This is a genomic window from Bordetella sp. N (assembly GCF_001433395.1).
Classification (GTDB): domain Bacteria; phylum Pseudomonadota; class Gammaproteobacteria; order Burkholderiales; family Burkholderiaceae_B; genus Bordetella_C.
Genome location: NZ_CP013111.1, coordinates 6,761,439 through 6,786,394, shown reverse-complemented (window position 1 = coordinate 6,786,394; position 24,956 = coordinate 6,761,439). Strand labels below are relative to the sequence as shown.

General features: G+C 64.0%; 20 protein-coding genes. 12 read left to right on the top strand and 8 right to left on the bottom strand.

The annotated features are described in order from the left end of the window. Positions 1 to 2 precede the first annotated feature (2 nt). From ASB57_RS29245 to ASB57_RS29225, 5 genes are all read right to left on the bottom strand, one after another. Positions 3 to 1,118 carry a polysaccharide biosynthesis/export family protein gene (locus tag ASB57_RS29245; protein WP_231755505.1) on the bottom strand — a complete coding sequence of 372 codons (1,116 nt, stop codon included), beginning with the start codon at positions 1,116 to 1,118 and terminating at the stop codon, positions 3 to 5. 114 nt (positions 1,119 to 1,232) lie between these two features. Then, positions 1,233 to 3,296, bottom strand: coding sequence for a glycosyltransferase (locus ASB57_RS29240; RefSeq protein ID WP_057655554.1), 2,064 nt, complete (start codon positions 3,294 to 3,296; stop codon positions 1,233 to 1,235). Further along, positions 3,293 to 5,773, bottom strand: a complete 2,481-nt coding sequence (locus ASB57_RS29235; RefSeq protein WP_057655553.1) for a hypothetical protein — start codon at positions 5,771 to 5,773, stop codon at positions 3,293 to 3,295. Before ASB57_RS29235 ends, ASB57_RS29240 begins: the two co-directional genes overlap by 4 nt. Before the next feature lie 44 nt (positions 5,774 to 5,817). Next, on the bottom strand, positions 5,818 to 7,077 hold the full coding sequence (locus ASB57_RS29230; protein WP_082621921.1) for a nucleotide sugar dehydrogenase: 1,260 nt from the start codon (positions 7,075 to 7,077) through the stop codon (positions 5,818 to 5,820). Between the two features lie 563 nt (positions 7,078 to 7,640). Beyond that, positions 7,641 to 8,576, bottom strand: coding sequence for an AEC family transporter (locus tag ASB57_RS29225; RefSeq protein ID WP_057655549.1), 936 nt, complete (start codon positions 8,574 to 8,576; stop codon positions 7,641 to 7,643). A gap of 108 nt (positions 8,577 to 8,684) precedes the next feature. On the opposite strand from ASB57_RS29225, the gene ASB57_RS29220 reads away from it, so the two are divergent. Next, positions 8,685 to 9,686 carry a LysR family transcriptional regulator gene (locus ASB57_RS29220; RefSeq protein ID WP_082621920.1) on the top strand — a complete coding sequence of 334 codons (1,002 nt, stop codon included), beginning with the start codon at positions 8,685 to 8,687 and terminating at the stop codon, positions 9,684 to 9,686. Here the strand turns inward: ASB57_RS29220 and ASB57_RS29215 are convergent. Continuing rightward, on the bottom strand, positions 9,622 to 10,953 hold the full coding sequence (locus ASB57_RS29215; RefSeq protein WP_057655547.1) for an ArgE/DapE family deacylase: 1,332 nt from the start codon (positions 10,951 to 10,953) through the stop codon (positions 9,622 to 9,624). The two genes, ASB57_RS29220 and ASB57_RS29215, sit on opposite strands and share 65 nt — an antisense overlap. A 16-nt stretch (positions 10,954 to 10,969) precedes the next feature. Beyond that, the gene (locus tag ASB57_RS29210) at positions 10,970 to 12,283 is read right to left on the bottom strand and encodes an MFS transporter (protein ID WP_057655546.1); all 1,314 of its coding nucleotides are present in this window, start codon (positions 12,281 to 12,283) and stop codon (positions 10,970 to 10,972) included. Positions 12,284 to 12,399: 116 nt separating this feature from the next. Here ASB57_RS29210 and ASB57_RS29205 point away from each other — a divergent pair, with 116 nt between their 5' ends. The 11 genes from ASB57_RS29205 to ASB57_RS29155 all read left to right on the top strand — a co-directional run bounded on the left by ASB57_RS29205 (position 12,400) and on the right by ASB57_RS29155 (position 23,966). Next, on the top strand, positions 12,400 to 13,338 hold the full coding sequence (locus ASB57_RS29205; protein ID WP_057655543.1) for a LysR family transcriptional regulator: 939 nt from the start codon (positions 12,400 to 12,402) through the stop codon (positions 13,336 to 13,338). A gap of 91 nt (positions 13,339 to 13,429) precedes the next feature. Next, complete coding sequence (locus ASB57_RS29200) at positions 13,430 to 14,395, top strand: acetamidase/formamidase family protein (protein WP_057655541.1); 966 nt, start codon at positions 13,430 to 13,432, stop codon at positions 14,393 to 14,395. Positions 14,396 to 14,684: 289 nt separating this feature from the next. Continuing rightward, complete coding sequence (locus ASB57_RS29195; RefSeq protein WP_197424891.1) at positions 14,685 to 16,280, top strand: ABC transporter substrate-binding protein; 1,596 nt, start codon at positions 14,685 to 14,687, stop codon at positions 16,278 to 16,280. A 39-nt stretch (positions 16,281 to 16,319) separates the two neighbouring features. Continuing rightward, entirely contained in the window at positions 16,320 to 17,261 is a 942-nt protein-coding gene (locus ASB57_RS29190; protein WP_057655537.1) for an ABC transporter permease, read from the top strand. 12 nt (positions 17,262 to 17,273) lie between these two features. Further along, complete coding sequence (locus ASB57_RS29185) at positions 17,274 to 18,188, top strand: ABC transporter permease (RefSeq protein WP_057655535.1); 915 nt, start codon at positions 17,274 to 17,276, stop codon at positions 18,186 to 18,188. A gap of 10 nt (positions 18,189 to 18,198) precedes the next feature. Then, a complete protein-coding gene (locus ASB57_RS29180) occupies positions 18,199 to 19,284 on the top strand; it encodes an ABC transporter ATP-binding protein (RefSeq protein ID WP_057655533.1) in 1,086 nt (361 codons plus the stop codon). Next, positions 19,281 to 20,264 (top strand): ABC transporter ATP-binding protein, encoded by a 984-nt coding sequence (locus tag ASB57_RS29175; RefSeq protein ID WP_057655532.1) that lies wholly within the window; start codon positions 19,281 to 19,283, stop codon positions 20,262 to 20,264. Before ASB57_RS29180 ends, ASB57_RS29175 begins: the two co-directional genes overlap by 4 nt. Positions 20,265 to 20,278: 14 nt before the next feature. Next, a complete protein-coding gene (locus ASB57_RS29170; protein ID WP_197424889.1) occupies positions 20,279 to 21,694 on the top strand; it encodes an amidase in 1,416 nt (471 codons plus the stop codon). 31 nt (positions 21,695 to 21,725) lie between these two features. Further along, positions 21,726 to 21,932, top strand: coding sequence for a hypothetical protein (locus tag ASB57_RS29165; protein ID WP_156414314.1), 207 nt, complete (start codon positions 21,726 to 21,728; stop codon positions 21,930 to 21,932). Then, the gene (locus tag ASB57_RS29160) at positions 21,929 to 23,326 is read left to right on the top strand and encodes an amidase (RefSeq protein ID WP_057655526.1); all 1,398 of its coding nucleotides are present in this window, start codon (positions 21,929 to 21,931) and stop codon (positions 23,324 to 23,326) included. Before ASB57_RS29165 ends, ASB57_RS29160 begins: the two co-directional genes overlap by 4 nt. A gap of 10 nt (positions 23,327 to 23,336) precedes the next feature. Then, entirely contained in the window at positions 23,337 to 23,966 is a 630-nt protein-coding gene (locus ASB57_RS29155) for an isochorismatase family protein (protein WP_057655524.1), read from the top strand. A gap of 60 nt (positions 23,967 to 24,026) precedes the next feature. Here ASB57_RS29155 and ASB57_RS29150 read toward each other — a convergent pair whose 3' ends face one another. After that, complete coding sequence (locus ASB57_RS29150; RefSeq protein WP_057655522.1) at positions 24,027 to 24,920, bottom strand: oxidoreductase; 894 nt, start codon at positions 24,918 to 24,920, stop codon at positions 24,027 to 24,029. Positions 24,921 to 24,956: the final 36 nt, after the last annotated feature.

Below are 24,956 nucleotides of genomic sequence, written 5' to 3'. Positions count from 1 at the left end.
CGCTATTGAGTAACGTTGTTGGTGTTGGTGCTGCCGCCGCCGGAATCCTGGTCGATCGCCCGCGTCGCGCTGAAGCCCGCGCTCATCGTCACACGGAATGCCGACAATACCTTCTGCACCTGGGTGAACGGTGCGTCTGAAATATAGATGGCCTGGCCTTCGTGCACGGTGAACTGGCCCGCCAGCGCCACCTGCTCCGCGCGCGTCAGGTCGAACTGATAGACCACGGGCAGTTCGTCCGGCGCCCCTTTGGTGCCGGGCTTGGCGGGTGTAAACAGGAAGACCGAGCGAGGATCCGCCGTCTTGTCGTCCAGGCCCTTGGAATCCGCCAGGGCATCCAGCACGCTGTAGTTGCGCTTGCTGATCTGCACACGGCCTTGCGTTCCGGCCGCGCCCAGCACGGTCAGGAATTCACGCGATTCATGGGCGGTGATGACATCGCCGGCATGCAGCAGGATGTCGTTGTCCTGGTTCCGGTAGATATCCGCCAGCCGCAAGGAAGTCACGTCGTTGCCCCGCCGCAGCGTGATCATCAGCTGCTCGGGATTCGTCTGCACCGGCGCGGCCTGCGCCAGCGCGCTGCTCAGGCGCTGGGTGGTCTGCGTGATGGGATACAGGCCCGGCTTGGTCAGGTTGCCCTGCACGGTCACCATCTGGCCGCGCGCATCGGTCGCGCGAGTCACACTGACGTCGGACCCGACGATCAGCTTGCTCAAGCGGGCGACCACGGTGTCATGCAGCTGCGACAGCGTCAGGCCGGCGGCGCGGAATTTACCGAGTATGGGCAGATAAAGATTGCCGGACCGGTCGATTTCCTGGGTACCCAGATCGCTCACGCCGGAGGGATTGGCGGCGAATACCCCAAGGCCATCGCGCTCCCAGACCGTCACATTGATGCCATCGCCCGGGACCAGCTTGTCGAAGCTGCCCGCCGCGACATCGCGATAGCGCGCGGGGAAGTCCATGACTTCGGGCACATTGCTTTGCAAGGCGTTCTGGCGCGAGACCGGCACCACCACGACATCCTTGTCGTCGTGCGCGCCGACCATCTCGCTCAGCATCGGCCCGGAGCGCGGAAGCTGGCATCCCGTCAGGGAAATACCGGCCGCGGCAAGCATCAGCAGGGTCGCCAGGCGTTTCGGGTCGAACTTGAAGCGGGTCGAGGGACTAATGGCCAAGCAGTTCTTGATCGTTGTCATTATTTTCGGGGTCGTGCAAATATTGCCGGGCAATCAAGCCTCCATCAGACGCATCGGCCCGAGATCGATGCGTTCATCGTTTTCCGGCGTGCGCATGAAAGGCACACACAGGCTGAGAAATTTCTCCAACATGGCGCTGAGCGAAAACAGCTCCCGCGCCCTCGACCGGCAATGTTCCCTCAACACATCATTGCCACGCACTTTGTCCACCATGGACGCGATCTTGCCGCAAGCCTCGGTCAGGTTCGGGTGATCCAGATCGTCAATCAGATGCCCCGTCACGTTCTGCACGAAGCACTCACCCGCGCCACCGGCTGGCGTCGACACCACCGGCACGCCCAGCAACTGGGCTTCGATCAACACATTGGGCAAGCCTTCGAACCTGGATAACAGCACGCTGGTATCCATCCGCGAATACCAATAACCGACGTGATTGGACAGGCCCACCAGCAAGAGTCGTTCCGACACCTTTAATTCATCCGCCAGCGCCACGATGTTGTCGTTCAGGCGGCCATCACCCACGATGACGAAGCGCGCCTGCGGTCGATCCTTGAGGTACTGGGCGGCAAGCTTTATCCACAGCTGCGGGCGCTTGTCCGGCTCCAGGCGGAACACGCCGCCTATGGTCTCGGTGGCATCGGCGGTATTGGCCTCGAACTGCGTCCACTTTCTTTCATCCTCTTCCGAGGAACCCGTGGTCAATTCCGGCACGCCGTTGTAAAGAATATGGAAGCGATCCAGCGGAATACCCAACCATTGCGAATAGGCCTGGGCGGCCGCAAGGCTGTTGCTCGCGAAGTACACACCGGGAACCCGGGCCAGCGCCTGGTACAGCACCGGATATTCCTCGCGGAAGCGGTCCTTGCGTATATTCGGCGGCAAGCCGCGGAACACCAGGTGGATGGTCGGCACGCCGGCCAGCAGCGCCGCCAACGCGCCGAACAGGCACGTGCCGTCCTGCCACAGGCTGACGACGTCGAACGCATTGGCCCGCAGGTGCGGCGTAAGGCGGGTCACGCCGTAGTGAACCGGCGGCGGCAATTGTTCCAGCAGACGGGTCAGGCCCGGATCCGCCACCGCCTGATGCGAAATGGAAATCGGCGGCAAGCCATTGATTTCCGTCACCGGAATCTGGGCGTTGAGCAGCACGGGCAGGAAGAAATTCAAGCCCTGCTTCTTGCCCGTTCCAGACGGTTCGGTATGCTGCTTCACCAGCACGGCAACGTCGCCCGGCTTCTGGCTGGTCGGCGTCGGCAAGGCCGAATCGTCGGAGCCGGCCAGGCGTGTCAGTTCGCCAGCCAGCCGCGTCAGCTGACGCTCGGCGCCACCCGGCCCAAGGCTGCCGGTGACAAGCGCGATCGAGACGGGCCGCTCCGGCGGCCGCTCGGCGATCCTGCGATTGCGGAAATGCAGGATCGCATGCTTCATCGATACGATCCTGATGTCCTGCCCGGCGAGTTCGTCCCTGGACTCGAAATCCTGGTAGAAGGCGAAGTCGCTGGCCAGGGCGCTGGCCAGCTCCGCCGCCTTGCTGCCTGGGGCGAGCGCCGCCATGACCGGCTCGATGACCGAGTACGCTTCCGCCAGCAAGCCCCGCTTGCGCAGGCGCTTGGCGAACTCGATGCGTACGTTGCGGTCTTCCCGTTGCGCCACCAGCCGGCGGAACAGGTCATCCGATTGCTCGTACGCGCGGATGTCATTGAGCAGCTTGGCACGGGCGAACAACATATCCCGGTTGCCGCTCATTTCCGGCACATGCCGTTCGATCAGCGCAAGCGCTTCGTCGACGTGCCTTTCCTTGACGAGGCGCGTGGCGCAGTACCGGACGATCTGGAGATCGTCCGGGCACTCACGCAACAGCTCCGCCCACTGCTCGGACATCCCCTCGTTGACCCCCGCCGACTCCTTCAAACGGAGCAGCAGGTAGCGGACTTTCGAATCCGCCATGTGGTCGCGGGCCAGCACGATGGCGCGCGGCAGGTTGCCCTGCGCCAGCTGTACCCGCGGGGATGCCGCGACGATCTCCTCCAACTGAGCATGAACCGATGCGAGATCGGATATCTCGTTCTCTTGTTCGGCAGCCAGAGGGGAGATCATGCGGCTTTCCTCCGGTTGATTTTCTCAATCCAGACCTGGCAACGCTTGACCTGGTGCTCGAACTGCTTGGGATCCTCGGCGCGGTCCTTGAGCAGCTGCCAGTACGGCAAGGCCTGTTCGAAGCGGTGCAGGCGCATCGCCCCCACGGCCGCCAGACGCAGGCCGATGCCATCGTCGGGAACCAGTTCCAGGATGCGCTCGCCCAGGGCCAGGCGCTCGGTGGTGCTGGACGGCTCCAACGCGCGGGCCTCGGCATACAAGGTCCCCAGAATGCGGCGCTTCTCGTGGGGGACTTCGGTCATGTCGGGCCAGGACTGCGCGATGCGGTCCAGCAGCTTCCAGGCGGCCTTCTGATCGCCCTCGGCCAGGATCTCCCGCGACGCACGGATCGCACGCGGTCCAAGCCTGCCCAACTGGCGCTGCGCTTCGTCCTTCGCGGCCTGATCGGCGGACGGGTGGGCGAGCACGGCGTTATAGGCATCGATGGCTTCACCGAACCAGCCGCCGTTGAACGCCACCCGGGCGAAATACAGCTGCGTGCTGAGCTGGGCGGAGTCATCGGCCGCCGCTTGCTCAAGGTGATGCATGGCGGTCTTCTTGTCGCCCAGGGCATCGGCGGCACGGCCACGCATGGCATCGAGTTCCGGGAACTCGATCTGGGTATCCAGCGCGAGGTCCGTCAGCTCGATCACTTCCTTGTGGTTGCCGGCCAGCAGGGCGGCACGCACGCCCAGGCGCAGCGCACGCTCGAACGCCCGTTGGGCGCGCACGCTGGTCAAGGTGCCGGGGGCCAGCAGGCGATGCCCGCAGATCATGTCCGCGGCGTCGCGCAGGCGCCCTTCTTCCAGAGCGCGGGCACCTTCTTCGGCCCAGGCCTTGGACTGGCCTTGCAGCCAGCCGGTGATTTCTTCGTTGCTGCTCTTGTCCAGGCCGCATGAGACGGCCAGGGCGCAAGCCGCCATGACGCTGCCGCGCCAGGACGCTTCCTTGACCAGTTCCAGCGCTTCCTTTTCCGAAAGCGTGGGCGACTCGGCGGCCAGGGCCCGCAGACCGGCACGGTCACCGGCCAGCAGCTTTTCGCGCCACAGCATCGTGAAGCTGCGGCCGTGCGACGGCAACGTTTCACGCACTTCATTCACCCAGCGGTTGACGCCTTCCATGTCGCCGCTGGCTTGCAGCATGCCGAGCACGGTGTCGGCGGCTTCAGCCGCCCAGGGATCGGTGGGCGCGGCGATGCGGAACAGCTGCTTCCACTTGCCCATCGATTCATCGCCATTGCCCAGCTGGGCGCCGGAGATGGCCGCGATGCGGATGATTTCCGGGGTTTCGATTTCATCGCCCAGCAGGCCGGCGGCCAACGAGTAGGCCAGGTCGTGATGGCCGAGCTTGAAGTGATTGCGCATCAGGATCTGCTCGGCCTTGCTGCCGGTCGCCAGCGCGCCGTCAGCGGGGCCCAGCAAGGCCAGCGAACCTTCATAGTCGCCCAGCTCTTCCTGGATGCGCGCCATCAGCAACACATGGTCGGGTAGCGCGGGATAACGGCGCAGCACGTCGCGCACGCGGCGCGAGGCGTCGCGCAGATTGCCCGCGTCCCAGATCTTTTCGATGCGGTCGGCGCTCTCGTCGGGAGTCAGCTTGGGCGCCGACGACTGCGGCGTCGATGCGCTCATCTTCGGGCGCATGTAATTCTTGTACCAGTCGGCGCACAGACGCTCGGAGAAGGCTTCCGAGTAGTGCGTCAGGTCCAGCCCGCCGTCTTCCAGCGCGTCGGCCTGGCCCAGCTTGTTCATCAGGGGCGTGGGGTCGTAGCACGGCACGCCGATGCGCTGAGCCGCCGCGGTCACGGCCGCGATCAGCTGCTCGCGCTGCTCGATCGTCGTGTTGTCCGGCGTCACTGCATTGACGTGAGTCACGAAGACCACTTTGTCCTTGCCCAGCAGCTCTACGATCTGGCGCATCTCGCTTTCGATCTCTTCGTCCGTGAGATCGCGCTTGACGATGCGGGCCAGCAATTCCTTGTCGTCCACGGGCAGGGTCTTGAATACGGGGTCCTGGTCCAGCCAGGCGCGCCGTTCCGCCAGCTTGTCGGCGACGGCCATGGACCAGAAGGTACGGGTGCGGTTGCGGTCAGCGAAGAACTCGCTGAAGTAGCGACCCATGTAATTCGATTGGATGGGATGGCCGTCGATCGTCAGCAGCTTGCGCGAAGACAGTTCGACGATGTACAGGTCGGCCGGCTTGTGCGTCCCGCGACGCGCTTGCTCGCCGTTCGATGGCCGGAACACCAGCCGTTGAACGGCGACGGGAATATCGCCCTTGCCGAACATGAAGCGCGCCTGTTGCAGCGCCTCCGTGCTGGTATGCACGAACCCGTAGTTGCGACCCAGTTGCAGCTTGATCGGGTAGCGCCCTACTGCGCCCCGCAAGGGGGTATGGATTCGGCAAGTTCCAATTGGAGCGGTCGTAAAAGCAACCATTCATGGTCTCCTGAAAGTGTTAGATCGACGGCCAGGCCGCTGGTTTAGAGCGTCCAGTACAAGACGTCAGACTGAAGGCGGCTGCTGTCCAGCACCGACTTCAAGTCGCACACCATGCCGCCACTCTTGACCAGATCGGGCATGTCTTCCCAGATCGAGTCCATGGTTTCACGATGGGGAACGGCCAGAATCAGCACGTCCATGTCGTTGAAATGGGCACGGTCGACCAGCTTGATGCCGTATTCGTGCTCCATCTGGGCCTTGTCCACCATGGGGTCGCAAGCCACCGGCGAGATACCGTAGTCACCGAGGGCGTTGTAGAGATCGACCACCTTGGAATTGCGGATGTCGGGCACGTTTTCCTTGAACGTCATCCCCAGGATGCCGACCTTGGTTTCGGCATTGAGGCGGCCGTTCTTGGCCAGGGTCTGCACCACCCGCGACGCGACATGGCTGGCCATGCCGTCGTTGATGCGGCGGCCCGACAGGATGACTTCGGGGTGATAGCCCAGCTCCTGCGCCTTCGACGTCAGGTAGTAAGGATCGACGCCGATGCAGTGCCCGCCGACCAGGCCGGGCGAAAAGGGCAGGAAGTTCCACTTGGTGCCCGCGGCGGCCAACACTTCCGACGTACGGATGCCGACCAGATCGCAGATCTTGGACATCTCGTTCATCAACGCGATGTTGATGTCGCGCTGGGTGTTCTCGAGCACCTTGGCGGCTTCCGCCACCTTGATCGACGATGCGCGGTGGACACCGGCGTCGATGATCTTCTCGTACACGCCGGCGATGGTTTCAAGGGTTTCCGCATCCTGGCCGGAAACGATCTTGACGATCTTCTCCAGGGGATGATCCTTGTCACCGGGGTTGATGCGCTCGGGGCTGTAGCCCAGCTTGAAATCCACGCCGCAGCGCAGGCCGGAAGCCTTCTCCAGCTCCGGTCCGCAGATTTCTTCGGTCGCGCCCGGGTGAACGGTGGATTCAAAGACGACGATGCAACCAGGACGAAGTACGGGGCCGATGGATTGGCTGGCTTTCACCAGCAGGGAGAAGTCCGGATTGTTCTTCTCGTCCACGGGGGTCGGCACGGCGACTACGAAGAAATCGCAGCCCTCCAGTTCCGAAAGTTTGTCCGTGAACCGTAACGTCGATTCGAGCAGTTGTTCACGCTCGATCTCTCCGGTCCAGTCATCCCCTTCCTTGAGGCGCGCGATACGGCGCTGATCAACATCGAAGCCGATAACGTCAAAGCGCTTGGCAAACGCCACGGCGACGGGGAGGCCTACGTAACCTAGGCCACACACTGCGATTCTCTTTACCACGGGGGTACCTCTCTCTTTCTCACGTGTCGCGGACACTGGGGATCGACGCTCAAGGCGAAACGAAACACTGACGAGACGATGTGTCTCGCCTGAGCGAACGCGTATCACTAAAGAATGTTTACAAATAACTCGGGATTGACTGGAACCCGATCGACACCGATTGCTCGGCGGAGGAATCATTACGCAACTCAAACAGTCATTTCTTTCGAAAGTTTTCTTTTGCTGTTGAGATGAATCGGGATTAGCCGAGAGGCGTAAGGGTTTTGCCTAGGAAAATTACACTCGATACAGAAATCGCAACATCGCGAATACCGTATTTTGTTTACGAATGTAATGAGGAGCGAAAGTTGATTTTAATTAACCAAAACGCAAGAACCCGGCGATTAATTCCGAACTTAATGGTGTGTTAGTGAGAGGAAACAAGCCGCAGCCCGTCATACATTCGACGGTGGGCGATGGTAGTAGGCAAACCGCATACCCGGGACGCGTGAGAATCCTTGAAACGCATCGGAATCAATAGTGAAGAGCGCGATTTCGCGGGCGTTTCAGCGGAAATACGCGAGCAAAAAACTCAAGGTGACCAGCGACCCGATTGTCGTGAAGAGGATAGTCCGTGAAGCGACGGCGGCCTCGCGTCGGTAAAACTCGGCCAGCATGAAGGGCCCCGTTCCGGTCGGCAGCGCCGCCAGGATGATGGCGACACCGACCAGATTCGGCGGCAGCGCGAACACCCGCGCGGCCAGCAACCAGGCGACGGCGGGTTGCACGATCAGCTTGATGGCGCTCAGCAATAGCGCGCTGCGCGGCGCGTCCGCCCCACCCGGCCGCTTCTCCGCCAGAAACAGCCCCAGGCTGACCAGCGCGCAAGGACTGGCCGCATTCGATAACAACTTGAGGAACGTTTCCGCGCCGGCGGGGATCTGCCACCGCGCCGCGGCGAAGAGCACGCCCACGACAGGCGCCACCAACAATGGATTCTTCGCCAGCGACTTCGCCACCTTCCATCCCAGCTTGTGCGGGGCACGTTCTGTTTGCAGGCCCGACTCGATGAGGATGATGGCCACGGCGAACAGCACGCAGACCACCAGGATGGTGGCGATGGTCGTCGGCGCCATGCTGGCCGGGCCGAATGCAATCAGGCACAGCGGGAAGCCGATGTAGCCCGTGTTCGGATAGGCCGCCGCGATGGCATCGATGCTGGCGTCGGCAAGATGCAGCCCGCCCACGAGCCGGACCACCAGAATCAGGATGAAGGCCACCGCGCAGGTAATGGAAAACGTCGCGATGAAAGCCGGCTGGTCCAGCTGCTGCCAGCTGGCACGTGCCATCGTGTCGAACAGAAGCGCGGGCAAGGCCAGCCACACGACGAAGCGATTCAGCTCCGAGGCGGCCTGGGGACCCAGTACGCCTCGCCGGCGGCAGACAAAGCCCGCGAGGATCAAGCCGAAGATGGGAAGCAGGATTTCAAGGATGGACGACATCAAGGTACACGTGGCGAATCAAGGAGGGATGGGCCACGACCTTAGCGGTCGGTCTCGATATAATCCAATGCTTTATTTCCCGGCCAACAATACCTTTTCCGTATCGTCATGGACATCAAGCCGCTGCGCTATTTCGTCACCTTGGCCGAAACCCGCCACTTCGGCAAGGCGGCAGAACGGCTGCACCTGTCGCAGCCGCCGCTCAGCCGCCAGCTTGCCGCGCTGGAGGCCGACCTGGGTGTCCGGCTGCTCGAACGGTCGCCGCGCAGCGTGACGCTCACGGCAGCGGGGGAACGTTTTTACATCGATGCGCGGGCCATACTGGCCTCGTTGGACCAGGCCACCCACAATGCGCGGTCGGCCGCCTCCGGCGAGACCGGCACCCTGGCCCTGGGCTTCACCATGTGCGCCGCCTACAGCGTGGTGCCTGGCTACGCGCGTGCGATCAGGACCACGCTGCCGGATGTGTCGCTACGCCTGCGCGAAGTGATATCGAACGACCTTGGCGAACGCGTCCTTACCAGCCAGATCGATGCCGCGATCATGTTTCCCGGATTCGACGACAGCCGCCTGACGGCCAGGACGCTATTGCGGGAACCGCTCTGCGTGGCGCTGTCGAACCGGCATCCGCGCGCCCGGGCCCGTCAGATCAAGATCGCGGCGCTGGCCGGCGAACCCTTCGTGATGGCCGCCGCGGAAGTGGCGCCGACGCTGCATGCGACCATCGTCGACCACTGCCGTCTTCAGGGCGGCTTCACGCCGGAAGTCCGTTTCGAAGTCCAGCTGCAGCAAACCGTGTTGAGCCTGGTCGACGAAGGCATGGGCGTGGCGCTGGTGCCCGCATCGATGCGCAAGGCCAATCTGAGCGGCGTGGCCTTCGTCACCTTGGCCGATGCGCCGATGACCGAGCAGATGTTGGTGTGGTCATCGGCCAACCGCAATCCCTGCCTGGCACGCTTCCTGGATATCGTGGACGCGCGCCTGGCGGCCCCGCCAGGCGCCGCCGTCGAGAATGCCGTCGAGCATGCAGTTCAGGGCGTAGCGATCAAGCACCCGCGTAAGGCTCCACCCCGCACCACTGCACGAGGTACTGCACCATCGTCGCGGTGACGGTCAGCATGCTGGCGATCGACACGCTTTCGTCGATGCCATGGATGTCGCGCGCCACGGGACCGTAGCAGGTCACGGGCATGTCGGTCATCAGGCGGAAATAACGGCCATCGGTCACGGCCGGATGGGCGATGCGCCGGGGCGGCTCGCCCACGACGGCTTGGTGCGCGTCCGCCAGCGCCTGCATGGCGGGACTGTCCAGGTCGTACACACAGCCAGGCGACTTGAAGCCTTCGTAATGCACTGTCATCGCCAGGCCGCCGCCCAGGGCTGCCAGCGTGGCGCGCATATTGTCTTCGACCTGCCTGATCACGCCGTCCACGTCCAGGGTGGGATAGAGCCCGATGCGCAGCCCCAGCCGCGCCGAGCAGGGCACGGACGAGTTCCACTCGCCCGCGTGGATCTGGCCCAGGTTGAAATTGATGGGGTGCTTGCTGTCGCGATATTCCGGCGGACGGTTCTCCGGCAGATTCCACTCGGCTTCCAGCTTCTTCAACCCGGCCACGACCTCTTGCGCCGCCTCGATGGGGTTCTTGCCCGTGGTCATATAGCCGGCGTGCGCGGGCCGGCCCGCGATGTCGACGTACATCCAATAGACACCCAGCTCGGCCGTCAGCAAGGATTCCGACACCGGCTCGGGGATCACCACGGCGTCGAACGCGGTCAGTTCGGCCTGGCCGATGGCGCGCTTGAGCGCCGAGACCGTCGCCAGCGTGCCGTTGCCCGTGCATTCTTCTTCCAGCACGGCATTGAAACCCACGGCGCCGGCCGGTTGCAGGCCCAGCGTGCGCAAGGCCTTGAATGCCGCCAGGGCGCAGACCAGGCCCCCCTTCATATCGCCCGCGCCCCGTCCGTACAACCAGCCGTCCTGGACGTAAGCCTCGAACGGCGGACGGGTCCACATGTCGGCGGGCCCGGTCGGCACCACGTCCAGGTGACCGTTGAACAACACGGAGCGTCCCTGGCCAGCGCGCGGCTCATGCCGCGCCAATACGTTGTAGCGGCCGCCATCGGGACAGCACGGCGTCGAGAACAAGGGGTAGTCGCTCAAGGACGCCGAATCGAGATAGATGCGCTGCGACGTCAGCCCCAGGTCCGCCAGCGCGGACTCGAAGAAAGCCGCCGCCTGCCCCTCCTGTCCCGAAAGACTGGGGCAGCCCACGAATGCGCTCAGGGTGTCGAGCAGATAGGGTTCGACGGCACGCACGGCCTGTTGAATGGCGGCAAGGTCGGGCACACCCACGGCGGCATTGACGGAAGACGACATGTAAAACTCCGAATGATCAGTACTTGCGCGCCAGGCTGTTGAGCATCAGCACGCCGGCCACGCTCAACAGGGCCAGCGCTGCATAGAAGACCGCCATCGGCCACCATTGCCCCACGAACTTGTCGGCCAGGATGGTGCCGAGGAAGGGCGTGGCGCCGCCGAACACCGCGCCGCCGATCTGGTAGGCCAGCGAAATGCCGGAGTAACGGTACTGGGCCGGAAACGCTTCGCTCATGTAGCCGGCGATTACCGCATAGAAACCGCCGGCGAAGATCGCATTCATGGACAGGCCGGTGGCGATCCAGGCGGTCTCGCCCGTGCCGACCAGCGTGAACATGATGAAGGGCGCTGCCATGGCCCCCAGGCCCGCCAGAACCAGGAAGCGCAAGGTGCCGACTTTCTGCGCCAGCAAGGCTGCCAGCGGGTTCCAGATCAGCTGCACGATGGCGGTGACGAACAGGCCATCCAGGATCAGCGTCTTCGACAGCGACAGGTATTTCGTCGCGTACGCGATCATGAAGGTATTGGTGAAGTAGAAGCTGGCCACGGTGATCGCGTTGGCGAGGATGGCCGCCACCAGAGGCTTCTTGGCATGCTGGAACAGCTGCGCGATGGGCGGGCGCTGATTCTTGGCCTTGGCCTGCTCGGCCTGCATCGCCTCGAATTCCGGCGATTCCGGCACGCCCAGGCGGATGCAGAAGCCAATCACCAGCAGCACCGCGCTGGCCAGGAAGGGAATGCGCCAGCCCCAGTCGAGGAACTGGCTTTGCTCCATGCCCGCGACGTAACGGAACGCGAGCACGGACATGATGGCGCCGGCGGGGCTGCCCATCTGCGCGAAGGACGCGAAAAACGTGCGCCAGCCACGCGGCGCGTGTTCGCCGGCGATCAGCACGGCGCCGCCCCACTCGCCACCCACCGCGATGCCCTGAATGATGCGCAAGACCACCAGGCAGATGGGCGCGAAGACACCCCATTGGTCGTAACCAGGCAGGATGCCGATCAACAAGGTGCAGGCCCCCATCATCAGCAGCGTGATCACCAGCGACTTCTTGCGTCCCACCTTGTCGCCCAGGTGGCCGAAGATCGCGCCGCCCAGGGGCCGCGCGAAGAAGCCGATGGCGAAGGTGGCGAACGACGCCAGGGTACCGACGAAATCCGACGCTGTCGGGAAAAACACGTGGCCGAACACCAGGGCCGATGCCGTGGCGTATATGAAAAAGTCGTACCACTCGATCGCCGTGCCCACGAAGGCACCCAGCGCGGCGCGCCCCGATTGGCGTTTGGCGGCCGGCTTGGCGCCGGTGTGGTTTCGAATCCCGTTATCCATGCTTTCCCTTGGCTGCGGCCCGCGTTATGGGGCGGGCGTCAGGGCGCTATCAAATCACCGGGGATGACAAAAAACAAATTTATAATCTTTATCCTCCACATTTTTTAAATTTATGTATGGCGCGCCCCCAAATCCTGGCTGACCGGCTCGACTGGAACCTCTTGCGCACCTTCATGGTGATCGTGGAAGAGCGCGGCATCACGCGCGCGGCCGAACGCCTGCACCTGACGCAACCAGCCGTCAGCCTGGCGCTGAAGCGGCTGGAGGAAACCTTGGAACAACGCCTGGTCACCCGGGGCGGCGGCGAATTCGAGGTCACGGAGGCGGGCGCCGCGGTCTACCGCGAGGCGACCAAGATTGCCGGCGGTCTGGCGCTGCTAAGCGCGTCACTGAGGGACGTGCAGCAGGAGCTGTCCGGCCACATCCATCTGCTGATGGTCAGCCGGGTCCCCTCGCCGGGTTTCGACGAGGTGCTGGAGAGTTTCCATGCGCGCTACCCAAGAGTCAGCTTCGATCTGGAGGTCACCACCAGCGCGGAGATCCATCGCGCGTTGCTGCATCGGCTTACCGGCCTGGGTATCTGCCTGATGTCCGCGCCCGTGCCCGGCCTGCAACGCCAGACGTTCAGCCGCCAGTCCTATTCCTTTTACTGTGGCCGCAGCCACCGGCTGTTCGGCAAGAACAATCTGCCTGTCGATGTCCTGCGCGACGAACCGGTGGTGTCCTTCAGCAGCGAGCAACTGAATGGTTCGCTGGCGCCGATCGCGCGCTTCCGCCATGCGCATGCCTTGCGCGGCAAGACCATCGGGGTCAGCGCGACACTCGATGAAGTGCAACGCATGGTGCGCAGCGGACTGGGCATAGGTTGCCTGCCGGAGCATTCAGTCAAGGACGATGTCGCGGCGGGACTGTTGTTCCAGCTGCCGCCCTATGAAGGTGTGGCCCATATGGAAAGCTATCTCTGCTGGCCCGAACAGGGCGAGCTGAGCGCGTCGGAAAGCGCGTTCCTGATGCATGCGCGTGAGTACCTGGCGGGCGCGCGCAAGCACGATTGAAGCAACGGGCTCCTAGGGATAGGCCCCATATCAAGAAAGGCCGAGTCGAGATCATGATAGGGCCCCCCGTCCCTCTTGAGTCGATTCGACCATGCCCGCACATCACCTGCCTGCTTCTCCCGAGACCATCCACTGGGGTTACTTGAGCGCGGCGCTCAAGCCCTCCATCATCATCGACTCCGGTGAAACCGTCACCATCGATACGGTGAGCGGCGGTCCCGGCTACCTGAACGAGCTGGGTGTCGAGCTGCTGCCCGAGCATCGCCTTATCCATGAACAGTGCAAGCCCATGTTCGCCGGCCACATCCTGACCGGACCCGTGGGCATACGCGGCGCCGAGCCCGGTGACGTGCTGGAGGTCCGTGTGCTGGACATCAAGCTGCGCTATCCCTGGGGCTGGAATTCACAACTGCCCTTGCGCGGCACCTTGCCGGAAGACTTTCCCAATCGCCGCATCGTCGCCATCCCCATCGACCGGGAACGCATGACCGCCAATACCGCGTTCGGCCCGTCGATTCCCCTGGCGCCGTTCTTCGGCGTCATGGGCGTGGCGCCGCGCCCGGAGTACGGCCCCGTCAGCTCGATCGAGCCGCGCGAATACGGCGGCAATATGGACAATAAAGAGTTGGGCGTGGGTTCGTCCACTTTCTTCCCCGTGCAAACGCCCCTGGCCCTCTTCTCCACAGGCGATGGACACGCCGTGCAGGGAGACGGCGAGGTCTGCCTGACCGCGCTGGAGACTTCGCTGACCGGCACCTTTCAGTTCATCCTTCACAAGCAGGTGCCGCTGGAGCTGCCCCTCGGGCAGACCGACACGCACATCATCACGATGGCTTTCAACGAAGACCTGGATGACGCCGCCAAGATCGCCTTGCGCAAGATGATCGCCCTGCTGTCCAAGACCCAGGGCTGGTCCGAACAGGATGCCTACACCTTCTGCAGCCTTGCCTGCGACCTGCGCGTGACGCAATTGGTCGATGGCAACAAGGGCATCCATGCGCTGGTCCACCGCAGCCTGCTCACGCGGGACATCAGCATGGACCAATTGCGCGCCTGACAACGAGCCGCACCAAAGCAGGGACACGCGAGCGCACAACATTGGTGTGGCCTCGCGTGCCTGCCGCGGATCGTTCGACGTTCAGCCCGTCCATCCAGCCATCGTCATACGTCAACGCTCCATAGGGCGGCGCCAGCCCGCATGAAACGCTGATCACGCACAAAGGAATATTTGGCACACATGTTGCTTGCCTCATCAGGGACAAGCAAGAACGCAGTGCCCAAATCTCCTTTGTCTTTTAGCAGCGTGCCTATAGAGGATTGCGACAAGCATGGATAGACGGACCTTCTTGACATCAACCAGCACAGTCATTGCAAGCACGGCCTTTCTCTCGGGTCTTCCCGAAGAAGTGTTTGCCGCGACAGGTCATCTGCGCATCGCCATGACCAGCGCGGACATCCCGACCACCACGGGCGTACCCAATAACGGTTCCGAAGGCATGCGGTTCCTGGGTTATCCCGTCTTCGAGCCCCTGGTTGACTGGGACCTGCGCAATGCGAGCGACAAGCGGGCCGGCATCCGTCCCGCCCTGGCGGAAAGCTGGTCCATCGATGCCAACGACAAGAACGTCTGGACATTCAAGCTGCGCAAGGGAGTCAAATTCCACGACGGCTCACCGGTCGATGCCGATGCCATCGTGTGGAATTTCGCGCGCATCTACGACGACAAGGCTGCTCACTTCGATCAGGCCGCGTCCGCCATTGCCCGTGCGCGCGTTCCAACCGTCAAGGCGTGGAAGAAAGTCGACGACATGACGGTGCAGCTGATCACGGATTCGCCCACGTCTTATTTCCTCTACCAGATCGTCTGGGTGCCCATGGTCAGCAAGGCGCGCTACGAAGAGGTCAAGAGCTGGAGCGCCTTCGCGGCCAAGCCCGCGGGCTCGGGCCCGTTCAAGATCACCCGCATCAGCCCGCGCGTCAGCGTCGAGCTGGCCGCCAACAAGGATTACTGGGATACGGCCCGCATACCGAAGGTGAGCAAGCTGTCGCTGTTCCCCATGTCGGAAGCCACCACCCGCCTGGCCGCCTTGCGCTCGGGCCAGGTCGACTGGATCGAAGTGCCTCCCCCTGACACGATACCCAGCCTGAAAAGCGCGGGCTTCCAGATTTCCACCAAGATCTATCCGCATATCTGGCCCTGGGTGTTCAGCGTCCAGCCTGGCTCGCCCTTCGCTGACAAGCGCGTGCGCCAGGCCATGAACTGGGCGATCGATCGCGCCGCGCTGGTGTCCATGCTCAACGACACCGCCCTGCCCGCCAAGGGCTTCGTCGTGGACACGGACGCGCAATTCGGCAAGCCGAATGCCAAGTACGGCTACGATCCCGAAAAAGCTAAGGCACTGCTCAAGGAAGCCGGCTACGACGCTTCCAAGCCCTTGTCGTTCAAGGTCATGATCTCGACCAGCGGTTCCGGGCAGATGGTCCCCATCCCCATGAACGAACTGCTGCAGCAGACGCTTGCCAAGATAGGCGTCAAGGTCAGCTTCGAAACCGTGGAATGGGGCACGATGCTCGTCGCCTTCCGCCAGAAGCCCGACAGCACCGCGGGCATGGGCTGCCATGCCATGAACATCAGCCTGATGTGGTCCGACCCCAGCGTCTGGCGCCGCTATTTCCACAGTGCTGCCGCCACGCCGCGCGAACAGAACTGGGGCCAGTGGAGCAACCCGCAGTACGACGCCCTGATGGACAAGGTACGCGAGACCTTCGATGACGCGGAGGTCGACAAACTGCTGGCCCAGGCCCATGAAATCCTGGTCGACGAAAGCCCCTGGCTCTACATCGTCCATGACCTGAATCCACGCGCGCTCGCCAAGAACGTGTCCGGCTTCACCCCCGCCCAGAGCTGGATGCAGGACTTCACCCCCGTCGTCGTGGCCTGAGTACGCAGGCTGCCCGTCAACCCCTCGCGGGAGTAGCACATGTTGAGTTTCATTACTCGACGGTTGCTGCACGCCATTCCGATTCTGTTTGGCGTGTCGGTCATCGTCTTCATACTCGTCAAGATGATTCCAGGAAATCCGCTGGATTTGCTGCTCCCGCCGGAAGCCCCGGCAGACCTGATCGAAAAGCTGAAGGCCAGCTACGGCTTCGACAAACCCTTGTATGTGCAGTACTTCAGCTGGCTGTGGCGCACTTTACATGGCGACCTGGGTTACTCCATCTTCACCGGCGCGCCGGTGGCGCAGGAACTGGGCAGCGCCATCCACAACACCCTGATCCTGGCCATCCCCGCGGGCGTCATCGGTCTTGTGGCCGGCGTCACCCTGGGCACCATCGCCGCGTACAACCTGGGCCGTTTCCTGGATAAATTCTTTTCCGCCTTCGCCATCACCGGTGTAAGCCTGCCGCACTACTGGTTCGCCATCGTGATGGTCGTGATCTTCTCCGTCATGCTGAACTGGCTGCCGGCCCAGGGCATGAGCTTCGAAGGCCTGCCGACCAGCTGGGAAGACATCAAGTCCATCATTCTTCCGGTGGTGACCCTTGCCCTGATTCCCATCGGGGTGATCGCGCGCGTCACCCGCGCCACGGTCCTGGAGGTGCTCAGCCAGGATTTCGTCAGCACCCTGGTGGCCAAGGGGCTGGTACGACGCGAAATCATTTTCCATGTTCTCAAGAACGCGGCCCCTTCCGTGATCGCGGTGGCCGGCCTGCAGTTCGGCTATCTGCTGGGCGGATCCATCCTGGTCGAGACGGTCTTCAACTGGCCCGGGTCGGGCAACTTGCTCAATCTGGCGATCTTTCGCCGCGACGTCCCCGTCATGCAGGCCACCATCGTAGTGCTCGCCTTTTTCTTCGTCATGCTGAACCTGCTGGTCGATATCGCGCAGGCCGCCATCGATCCCCGCATCCGCCGCTAAGGAGGGCCGACCATGGCGACATCCCCTTCCACGACCGTCCATACCGACAGCGCGCCCGTCGCCGAGCCCGCCGTCGTCGAAAGTCCCGGCTATTGGCAGCAGGTAGGCAAACGCCTGTCCAAGGATCCTGTCACGATCGCCGCGGCGGTCATCCTGCTGCTGATCGTGTGCTGTGCGATCTTCGCGCCCTTGCTGGCGCCCTATAGCCCTTATGACGGCAATGCGATGACCCGCCTGAAGCCCATCGGTTTCACGGGCCATCTGCTGGGTACGGACGAGACCGGCCGCGACATACTCTCGCGCCTGCTGTACGGCGGCCGGATCTCCCTGATCTCCGGCATCGTGCCGGTGACCTTCGCCCTGCTGATCGGCGGCACCCTGGGGGTCATGGCGGGTTACCTGGGCGGCAGGGTCAATTCCCTCATCATGCGCGTCGCGGACGTCTTCTTCGCGTTTCCCTCTATCCTGCTGGCCATCTCCGTCGTCGGCCTGCTGGGCGCCGGCCTGTTCAACACGCTGCTGTCCCTGACCGTGGTCTTCATCCCCCAGGTGATCCGGATCTCCGAAAGCGTGACCACACAGGTACGCAGCCTGGATTTCGTGGCGGCCGCGAAACTCAGCGGCGCCAGCGCGTCGACCATCATCCGGCATCAGATCCTGGCCAACGTGCTGAGCCCCATCCTGGTCTACAGCACCAGCCTGGTCAGCCTGTCCATCATCCTGGCCGCCGGTCTGAGCTTCCTGGGCCTGGGCATCGCCCCGCCCGCGGCGGAATGGGGCTTGATGCTGAATGCCCTGCGCAACGCCATCTATATCGACCCTTTCATCGCGGCGCTACCCGGTGTGGCGATTTTCGTGACTTCCATGTGCTTCAACATGATCAGCGATGGTCTGCGCACGGCCATGGATGTCCGGATCAAGCTGTAGGAGCGCATCCATGACCTATACGACCCTGCCGGACGTGAAGCCGGCGCTGCACCCGCAAGACCGCGGCGGCCCCCAGCAGCCCCTGCTGATCGTCGAAGACCTGAAGAAGCATTTCCCGCTGAGGAAAGGCGTGTTGAACCGGCAGGTCGGCGCCGTGCAGGCCGTCGACGGCGTGTCCTTCAGCGTCGACAAAGGCGAAGTGCTGGGCATCGTCGGCGAGTCGGGCTGCGGCAAATCCACCCTGGCCCGCTTGCTGATGCGCATGATGGAGCCCGACGCGGGCAGCATGATCTTCGACGGCGATCCGGTCGGCGAGCATGGCGGCATCAGCACCCATGAACTGCATCGCGCCGCGCAGATGGTGTTCCAGGACAGCTTTTCGTCCCTGAACCCCAGGATGACCATCGTCGACACCATCGCCTTCGCGCCCATGGTCAACGGCGTGAGCAGCAAGCAGGCCCTGGACCGCGCGCGCATGCTGCTGAACCAGGTCGGCCTGCCCACCAACCTGTTCGCCAAACGCTATCCCCACGAACTGTCGGGCGGCCAGCGGCAACGGGTCAATATCGCCCGCGCCCTGGCCGTCGAGCCGCGCCTGATCATCCTGGACGAACCCGTCTCGGCCCTGGACAAGTCGGTGGAAGCGCAGGTGTTGAATCTTCTGCTGGACCTGCAGCACCTGCACAAGCTGACGTATATCTTCATCAGCCACGACCTGAACGTGGTGCGTTACATCTCCGATCGCGTCGCCGTCATGTACCTGGGCCGCATCGTCGAAACGGGCCACGTCGACGACATCTACGACAATCCCCGTCACCCCTACACCCGCGCCCTGCTGGCGTCCAAGCCCAGCCTGGACCCGCGCCGGCGCATCCGCGACGCGCCCTTGTCGGGCGATCCGCCCAATCCCATCAATCCCCCGTCCGGCTGCCGCTTCCGTACGCGCTGTCCCAACGCCGAGGCCATCTGCGAGCAACACTCGCCCGCGTCCGCCAGCGTGCCTGGCGATGACGAGCACTACGTCAGCTGCCATATGTCCGCGCCCACCTACGGCCACAGCAAGGCCTTCCCCTTGCACAAGGAGGCGCTGGCATGAGCGTACTGATGCGGGCAGAAAACCTGCGGGTCACTTTCGGCAAGGGCGACGAGGCCGTGAGCGTGGTCAACGGTGTCGATTTCACCCTGGAGAAGGGCAAGGTGCTGGGCGTGCTCGGCGAGTCGGGATCAGGCAAGAGCGTGATGATGCGCTCCCTGATGGGCATGCTGCCCCGCCACGCCCACGTCAGCGGCAGCGTCACCTTCGACGGCAGGGAACTGGTAGGCATGCCGGACGCCGAACTGCGCAAGCTGCGCGGGTCGGACATCGCCATGATCTTCCAGGAGCCCATGACCGCGTTCGACCCCGTGTTCACCGTGGGCAAGCAGATCACGGAGGCCATACGCCGCCATGATGGCGTGAGCCAGCGGGTGGCGGCGCAGAGGGCGCTGGAATTGATGGAGGCGGTTTCCATTCCCTCCGCCAAGAATCGCCTGGCCAACTTTCCCCACGAAATGTCCGGGGGCATGCGGCAACGGGCCATGATCGCGTTGGCGCTGGCCTGCCGCCCCAAGGTGCTGCTCGCGGATGAACCGACCACCGCGCTCGACGTCACGGTGCAGATCCAGATCCTGCTGCTGTTGCGCAAGATCCAGGCGGACATGGACATGTCCATCATCTTCGTCACGCATGACATCGGCGTGGCGGTCGAGGTGTCCGACCAGATCGGCGTGATGTACGCGGGCAAGTTCATCGAGAAAGCGCCCGTGGAGACCCTGGTCGACGCGCATCGCCATCCCTATACCCGCGGGCTGCTGGGCGCCACGGTACACGGCCAGCGCAAGGGCACGCCCCTGACCACCATCCCCGGCACGCCCCCCAACCTGGCCAAAATGCCGCCCGGATGCTCGTTCGCGCCGCGCTGTCCCCAAGTGATCGCGGGGGACTGCACGGCCACCCAACCGGCCGCGCACGCGGTCGGGCCAGACCATATCGTTCGTTGCGTTCTTGTCCCTTCGGAGTTAGCCCTTACCGCCTGAAAAGGAGTCTCATCGTGTCAAACGCCGCAGCACCCATGATGACCATTGCGCGGGCCGCCAAGCTCATCGAGCAGCGGAAGATTTCACCAGTCGAACTGGTCGACCGATGCTTGAAACGCATCGCCAGCCTGGATGGCACGTATCACGCATTCATCGAGGTCCTGGCCGAATCCGCGCAAGCCGAAGCGCTGAAGGCCGAAAAGGAAATCATGGCGGGCCACTACAAAGGCCCCATGCATGGCATTCCCATCGGCTTGAAAGACATCTATGAAACCAGGGGCGTGCGCACGACCGGCCACTCCAAGGTCTGCGCGGACCATATTCCGGAAACGGACGCCACCACCACCCATCTGCTGGCGCAAGCCGGCGCCATCAACCTGGGCAAGCTGTCGACCTGGGAATTCGCCATCGGCGGCCCCAGCTTCGACCTGCCCTGGCCACCCGCCGTGAACCCGTGGAATGCGGCGCATGATCCTGGCGGTTCGTCTTCAGGAACGGGCGCCGCGGTCGGCCTGGGCATGGTCCTGGGCGGCATGGGCTCGGACACCGGGGGCTCGATCCGCTTTCCCGCGGCCATGTGCGGTATCGCCGGGATCAAGCCGACGTATGGCCGGGTCAGCCGCGCGGGGGTCTTGCCACTGGCATTCTCCCTGGACCACACGGGGCCCATGGCCTGGACGGCGGAAGATTGCGCCTTGATGCTGCAACCGGTGGCCGGCCATGACCCGCGCGACCCGGCGTCCGCCGATGTGCCCGTGGCGGACTACACCGCGGGCCTGAACGGCAACCTCAAGGGCCTGCGGGTGGGCGTACTGCGGCAGTTCTACGAGCGCGACAGCGTTGCCGATGCGGATGTCATTGCGGCACTCGACGAGGCCGTCACGGTGCTCAAGAGCCTGGGCGCCGAGGTCGTGGAAGCGCCGCCCCTGTCGCCCTTTGGCGACTACATCTCGGCAGCTTTCATCATGAGCCGATCCGAGTCCTACGCCGTCCACGAAGAGACCTTCAAGGCCAACCCCAACCTGTTCGGCTCCCTGGCCCGCCAGCGCATCCTTCCCGGCGCCCTGTTCAGCGCGGCCGACTATATCCAGGCCATGCGGCGCCGCCGCGAGCTGGTGAATGAACTGGCAGTCGCCATGCAATCCGTGGACCTGCTGGTCCTGCCCTCGGTGGCCACCGCGGCGCCCCGCCTTGAAGACATGACCCCGCACTTCAATGTGACCCGGCCGATGTACACCACGCCGTTCAATCTGACAGGCAGTCCCGCCATGTCGGTGTGTTCCGGCTTCAGCGCGGCCGGCCTGCCGCTGTCCCTGCAGATCGTGGGACGGCCGTTTGACGAGGCCACCGTGCTGCGCGCCGGCGATGCCTACGAGCGCGCCACCGAATGGCGCGGCCGCCTGCCCGACGCCGTCATGGCGGCTGCCTGATTCCGACTTGTTTCCCAAGGAGCTTTTCATCATGACCGAAGAAGTGATCAGCAAGGAAGACTTCGACATACTGTTGGCACGCACGGGCTTGCAGAAGCTGGATGCCCGCCAGACCGAGGAATTGCGCTCCGCCTACAAATTCGTCGAAGCCATGAAAGCGCGAGTGCGCACGCCCCGAGGCTTCGATGCCGAGCCGGCCCTGGTGTTCTCCTTGCCCAAGCCGGGTAGCGCGAAATGAGCCTGGCGTCCCTACCCACCATCGCGCAAGCCGGGCGCGACATCGCCGCGGGCAAGTTGTCCCCGGTCGAACTGACTGACCTGATGTTGAGCCGCATCGAGGCGCACAATTCGACGCTCAACGCCTACATCACCGTCACCGCCGATCTGGCGCGCAAGCAGGCCAGCCAGGCCGAGGCGGACATCAAGGCGGGCCGTTATCGAGGCCCGCTGCATGGCATACCCATCGGCATCAAGGATATTTTCCAGACGGCAAACGTTCCGACCACGGGGCACTCGCGCTCCCTGATCGACCGGGTGCCCACCGCCGATGCCACCTCGGTGGCCAAGATGACGGCCGCGGGCGCCATCTGCCTGGGCAAGCTCGCCACGCATGAGTTTGCTTTCGGGGGCCCCAGCTTCGATCTTCCCTGGCCTCCCGCCCGTAATCCCTGGAATACGGATCACTTCACAGGCGGCTCCAGCAGCGGCACCGGCGCGGCCGTGACCGGCGGCCTGGCGCTGGGCGGCTTCGGTTCGGACACGGGCGGGTCGATCCGGCTGCCCGCGGCGTTTTCCGGTCTGGTCGGCATCAAGCCTACGTATGGACGCGTCAGCCGCAGCGGGGTCTATCCGCTGTCGTTCAGCCTGGATCATGCGGGTCCGCTGGCCTGGACAGCGGAGGATTGCGCGCTGATGCTGGGCGTGATGGCGGGTTATGACGGCGCCGATCCCGCCAGCGCGGATGTCGCCGTGCCGGATTACCGGAAACTGCTGGATCGTGATCTGACCGGCATACGCATCGGTGTCGTTCGCCACTTCTGGGAAGAGGCCGATGCCACGTCCGAGACGGTGCAGGCGATGGAAACGGCCTTGGCCGTGCTGAAGGACCTGGGCGCGCGCCTGGTGGACATCAAGCTGCCGTCGCTGCAGGACTATACGGCGACCACGGCGCTGATCCTGCTGGTCGAAGCCGCGGCCGTATACCAGGACACCTTGCAGAAATCACCGGAGCTGCTGGGCGAGATCCTGCGCAAGCGTCTCTATCTGGCGTCCATGTTCTCGGGCGCGGATTATGTGCAGGCTTTGCGGCGCCGCCGCGAGCTGTGCGATGCGTATAACGCGGCGACCCAGGATGTCGATGTGGTCTTCACCGCGACCGCGCCCGGCCCCGCCGCGCGCCTGGATGCCATGCACTGGTTCTATACCTTCACCACGCCCCTGCTGACCATGCCCTTTAACCTTACCGGCAGTCCCGCGGTGGCCACGCGCGCGGGCTTTTCCTCCAGCGGACTGCCCTTGTCCTTCCAGTTGGCGGGCAAACCGTTCGACGAGGCAACCGTGCTGGCCGTGGCGCATGCGTATGAGAAAGCCACCGACTGGGTCAATATGCGCCCCGCCATTGCCAAGCTTTAGGAGGACAGGAATGACCGATTTCTTTGACAAGGCCGGCTATGGGGAGAATCCCGTGGGCTTCGGCAAGACAGTGGCGGTGCTGGTCGTGGATTTCCAGCGTGCGTTCACCGACCCCAGCATGCCGGCGGGCAAGTCGCCGCATATCCACGCGGCGGTCGAGAAGACCGTGCCCCTGCTTGCCGCGGCGCGCGCGGCCGGTTTGCTGGTGGTCTCCTGCTATACGGCCTGGAGCAACGAGCGGGGCATGATCCCCTGGAAGACCACCGCGGTGCGCACCGGCATGTTCCATGGCGATCCCGCCACCGAAATGGATCCGCGCATCTATGAGCCAGGCTATGACGTCAATCTGGTCAAGGCCGGTCCGTCGATTTTCTTCGGCACGCCATTGAGCACCATCCTGCAGAGGAATGGCGTGGATACCGTGGTGATTACCGGCTGCACCACGTCGGGCTGCGTGCGGGCGTCCATCATCGATGCGTTCTCCTACGGCTTCCGCACCATCGTCGCGCGCGATTGCTGCGGCGACATGGAAGCGGGGCCGCATGAAGCCAACCTGCTCGACGTCAGCCGGCGTTATGCCGACGTCGTCGATTCCGCGACGTGTATCGCCCAGTTCGGGCAGTTCGCGGCGGCGGCTTGATGGCGACTTGAGGGGCGGGCCCGCGTTGCGGCTTGGGCCTCTGCCCGGGCCCGCGCCCGGCTAGCCCGGGCCGTCGCTCCCTGCCGCCAGCAGCGGCAGGAGCACATCGCTGATCGGTGTGGGAATGCCGTGCGCGCGGCCGCGTCTTTGCACCACGCCGTTGCGGCAGTCCCATTCCAGCGGCCGGCCGGCCTGGCGGTCGGCGAGGATGGACGAGCCCAGGTCGGGCGGGGCACGGTGGTAGCCATCGACGATTTCCTGCGGCACGTCATCGCTCAGCCGCGCGCCTTCCGCCCGCGCCACTGCCAGGCACTCCCGCAGGTAGGCCAGCGCCAGCGCGGTGATGTCGTCCCGCGCATACATGCCCGCCCGCCGATTCGCCAATACCATCAAGCCGCCGACCGCGTTCTGCAGCAGTTTGCGCCATGCCACCGACGTGAAGTCCTGCGCGGCGTCGACCGCGACACGGGTGCCGGCCAGGGCCGCCAGCACCACGCCGGCCGCCGCCGTGTCCGGCACCGTCAGTCGGGGACTGGCGCGCAGCCACACCAGCTCGTTGGATTCGCGCTGCGCGGGAAACCACACCACGGAAGGCAGCAGCTCCTTGCCGGACAAGTAGGGCGCGAAGGCGGCTTTCTGCTCGACCCCGTTCTGCAGCGCGCAGACCACTGTCTTCTCGTGTGACAGGGCGGCCAGCCACGGCGCCATGGCGGCTACCTGGGTCGCCTTGGTCGCGACGAAGATCAGGTCATAGGTCCGCGTGCTTTGCTGGGGGTCGGTCAGCACCGGGCCCGGCACGTCGATGTCTTTCCCGTCGACGCGCAGTGTCAGTTTCTCCAGGGGCGTCCGCCCGCATAACGCCGGCGTACGCCCCACTTCATGCAGCGCCGCCGCGATGGTGGTGCCGATGGCGCCGGGACCGATAAGGGCGACGGAGGGAATTGCGGAGTTCATCGATGTCATCCTTTGGAGTGTGATGGGCCGGTCTGC

Excerpts from the sequence above, each read along its gene's own strand:
- ASB57_RS29245 (WP_231755505.1), bottom strand. The coding sequence starts at position 1,118 with ATGCTTGCCGCGGCCGGTATTTCCCTGACGGGATGCCAGCTTCCGCGC.
- ASB57_RS29240 (WP_057655554.1), bottom strand. The coding sequence starts at position 3,296 with ATGATCTCCCCTCTGGCTGCCGAACAAGAGAACGAGATATCCGATCTC.
- ASB57_RS29235 (WP_057655553.1), bottom strand. The coding sequence starts at position 5,773 with ATGGTTGCTTTTACGACCGCTCCAATTGGAACTTGCCGAATCCATACC.
- ASB57_RS29225 (WP_057655549.1), bottom strand. The coding sequence starts at position 8,576 with ATGTCGTCCATCCTTGAAATCCTGCTTCCCATCTTCGGCTTGATCCTC.
- ASB57_RS29220 (WP_082621920.1), top strand. The coding sequence starts at position 8,685 with ATGGACATCAAGCCGCTGCGCTATTTCGTCACCTTGGCCGAAACCCGC.
- ASB57_RS29215 (WP_057655547.1), bottom strand. The coding sequence starts at position 10,953 with ATGTCGTCTTCCGTCAATGCCGCCGTGGGTGTGCCCGACCTTGCCGCC.
- ASB57_RS29210 (WP_057655546.1), bottom strand. The coding sequence starts at position 12,283 with ATGGATAACGGGATTCGAAACCACACCGGCGCCAAGCCGGCCGCCAAA.
- ASB57_RS29205 (WP_057655543.1), top strand. The coding sequence starts at position 12,400 with ATGGCGCGCCCCCAAATCCTGGCTGACCGGCTCGACTGGAACCTCTTG.
- ASB57_RS29200 (WP_057655541.1), top strand. The coding sequence starts at position 13,430 with ATGCCCGCACATCACCTGCCTGCTTCTCCCGAGACCATCCACTGGGGT.
- ASB57_RS29190 (WP_057655537.1), top strand. The coding sequence starts at position 16,320 with ATGTTGAGTTTCATTACTCGACGGTTGCTGCACGCCATTCCGATTCTG.
- ASB57_RS29185 (WP_057655535.1), top strand. The coding sequence starts at position 17,274 with ATGGCGACATCCCCTTCCACGACCGTCCATACCGACAGCGCGCCCGTC.
- ASB57_RS29180 (WP_057655533.1), top strand. The coding sequence starts at position 18,199 with ATGACCTATACGACCCTGCCGGACGTGAAGCCGGCGCTGCACCCGCAA.
- ASB57_RS29175 (WP_057655532.1), top strand. The coding sequence starts at position 19,281 with ATGAGCGTACTGATGCGGGCAGAAAACCTGCGGGTCACTTTCGGCAAG.
- ASB57_RS29165 (WP_156414314.1), top strand. The coding sequence starts at position 21,726 with ATGACCGAAGAAGTGATCAGCAAGGAAGACTTCGACATACTGTTGGCA.
- ASB57_RS29160 (WP_057655526.1), top strand. The coding sequence starts at position 21,929 with ATGAGCCTGGCGTCCCTACCCACCATCGCGCAAGCCGGGCGCGACATC.
- ASB57_RS29155 (WP_057655524.1), top strand. The coding sequence starts at position 23,337 with ATGACCGATTTCTTTGACAAGGCCGGCTATGGGGAGAATCCCGTGGGC.
- ASB57_RS29150 (WP_057655522.1), bottom strand. The coding sequence starts at position 24,920 with ATGAACTCCGCAATTCCCTCCGTCGCCCTTATCGGTCCCGGCGCCATC.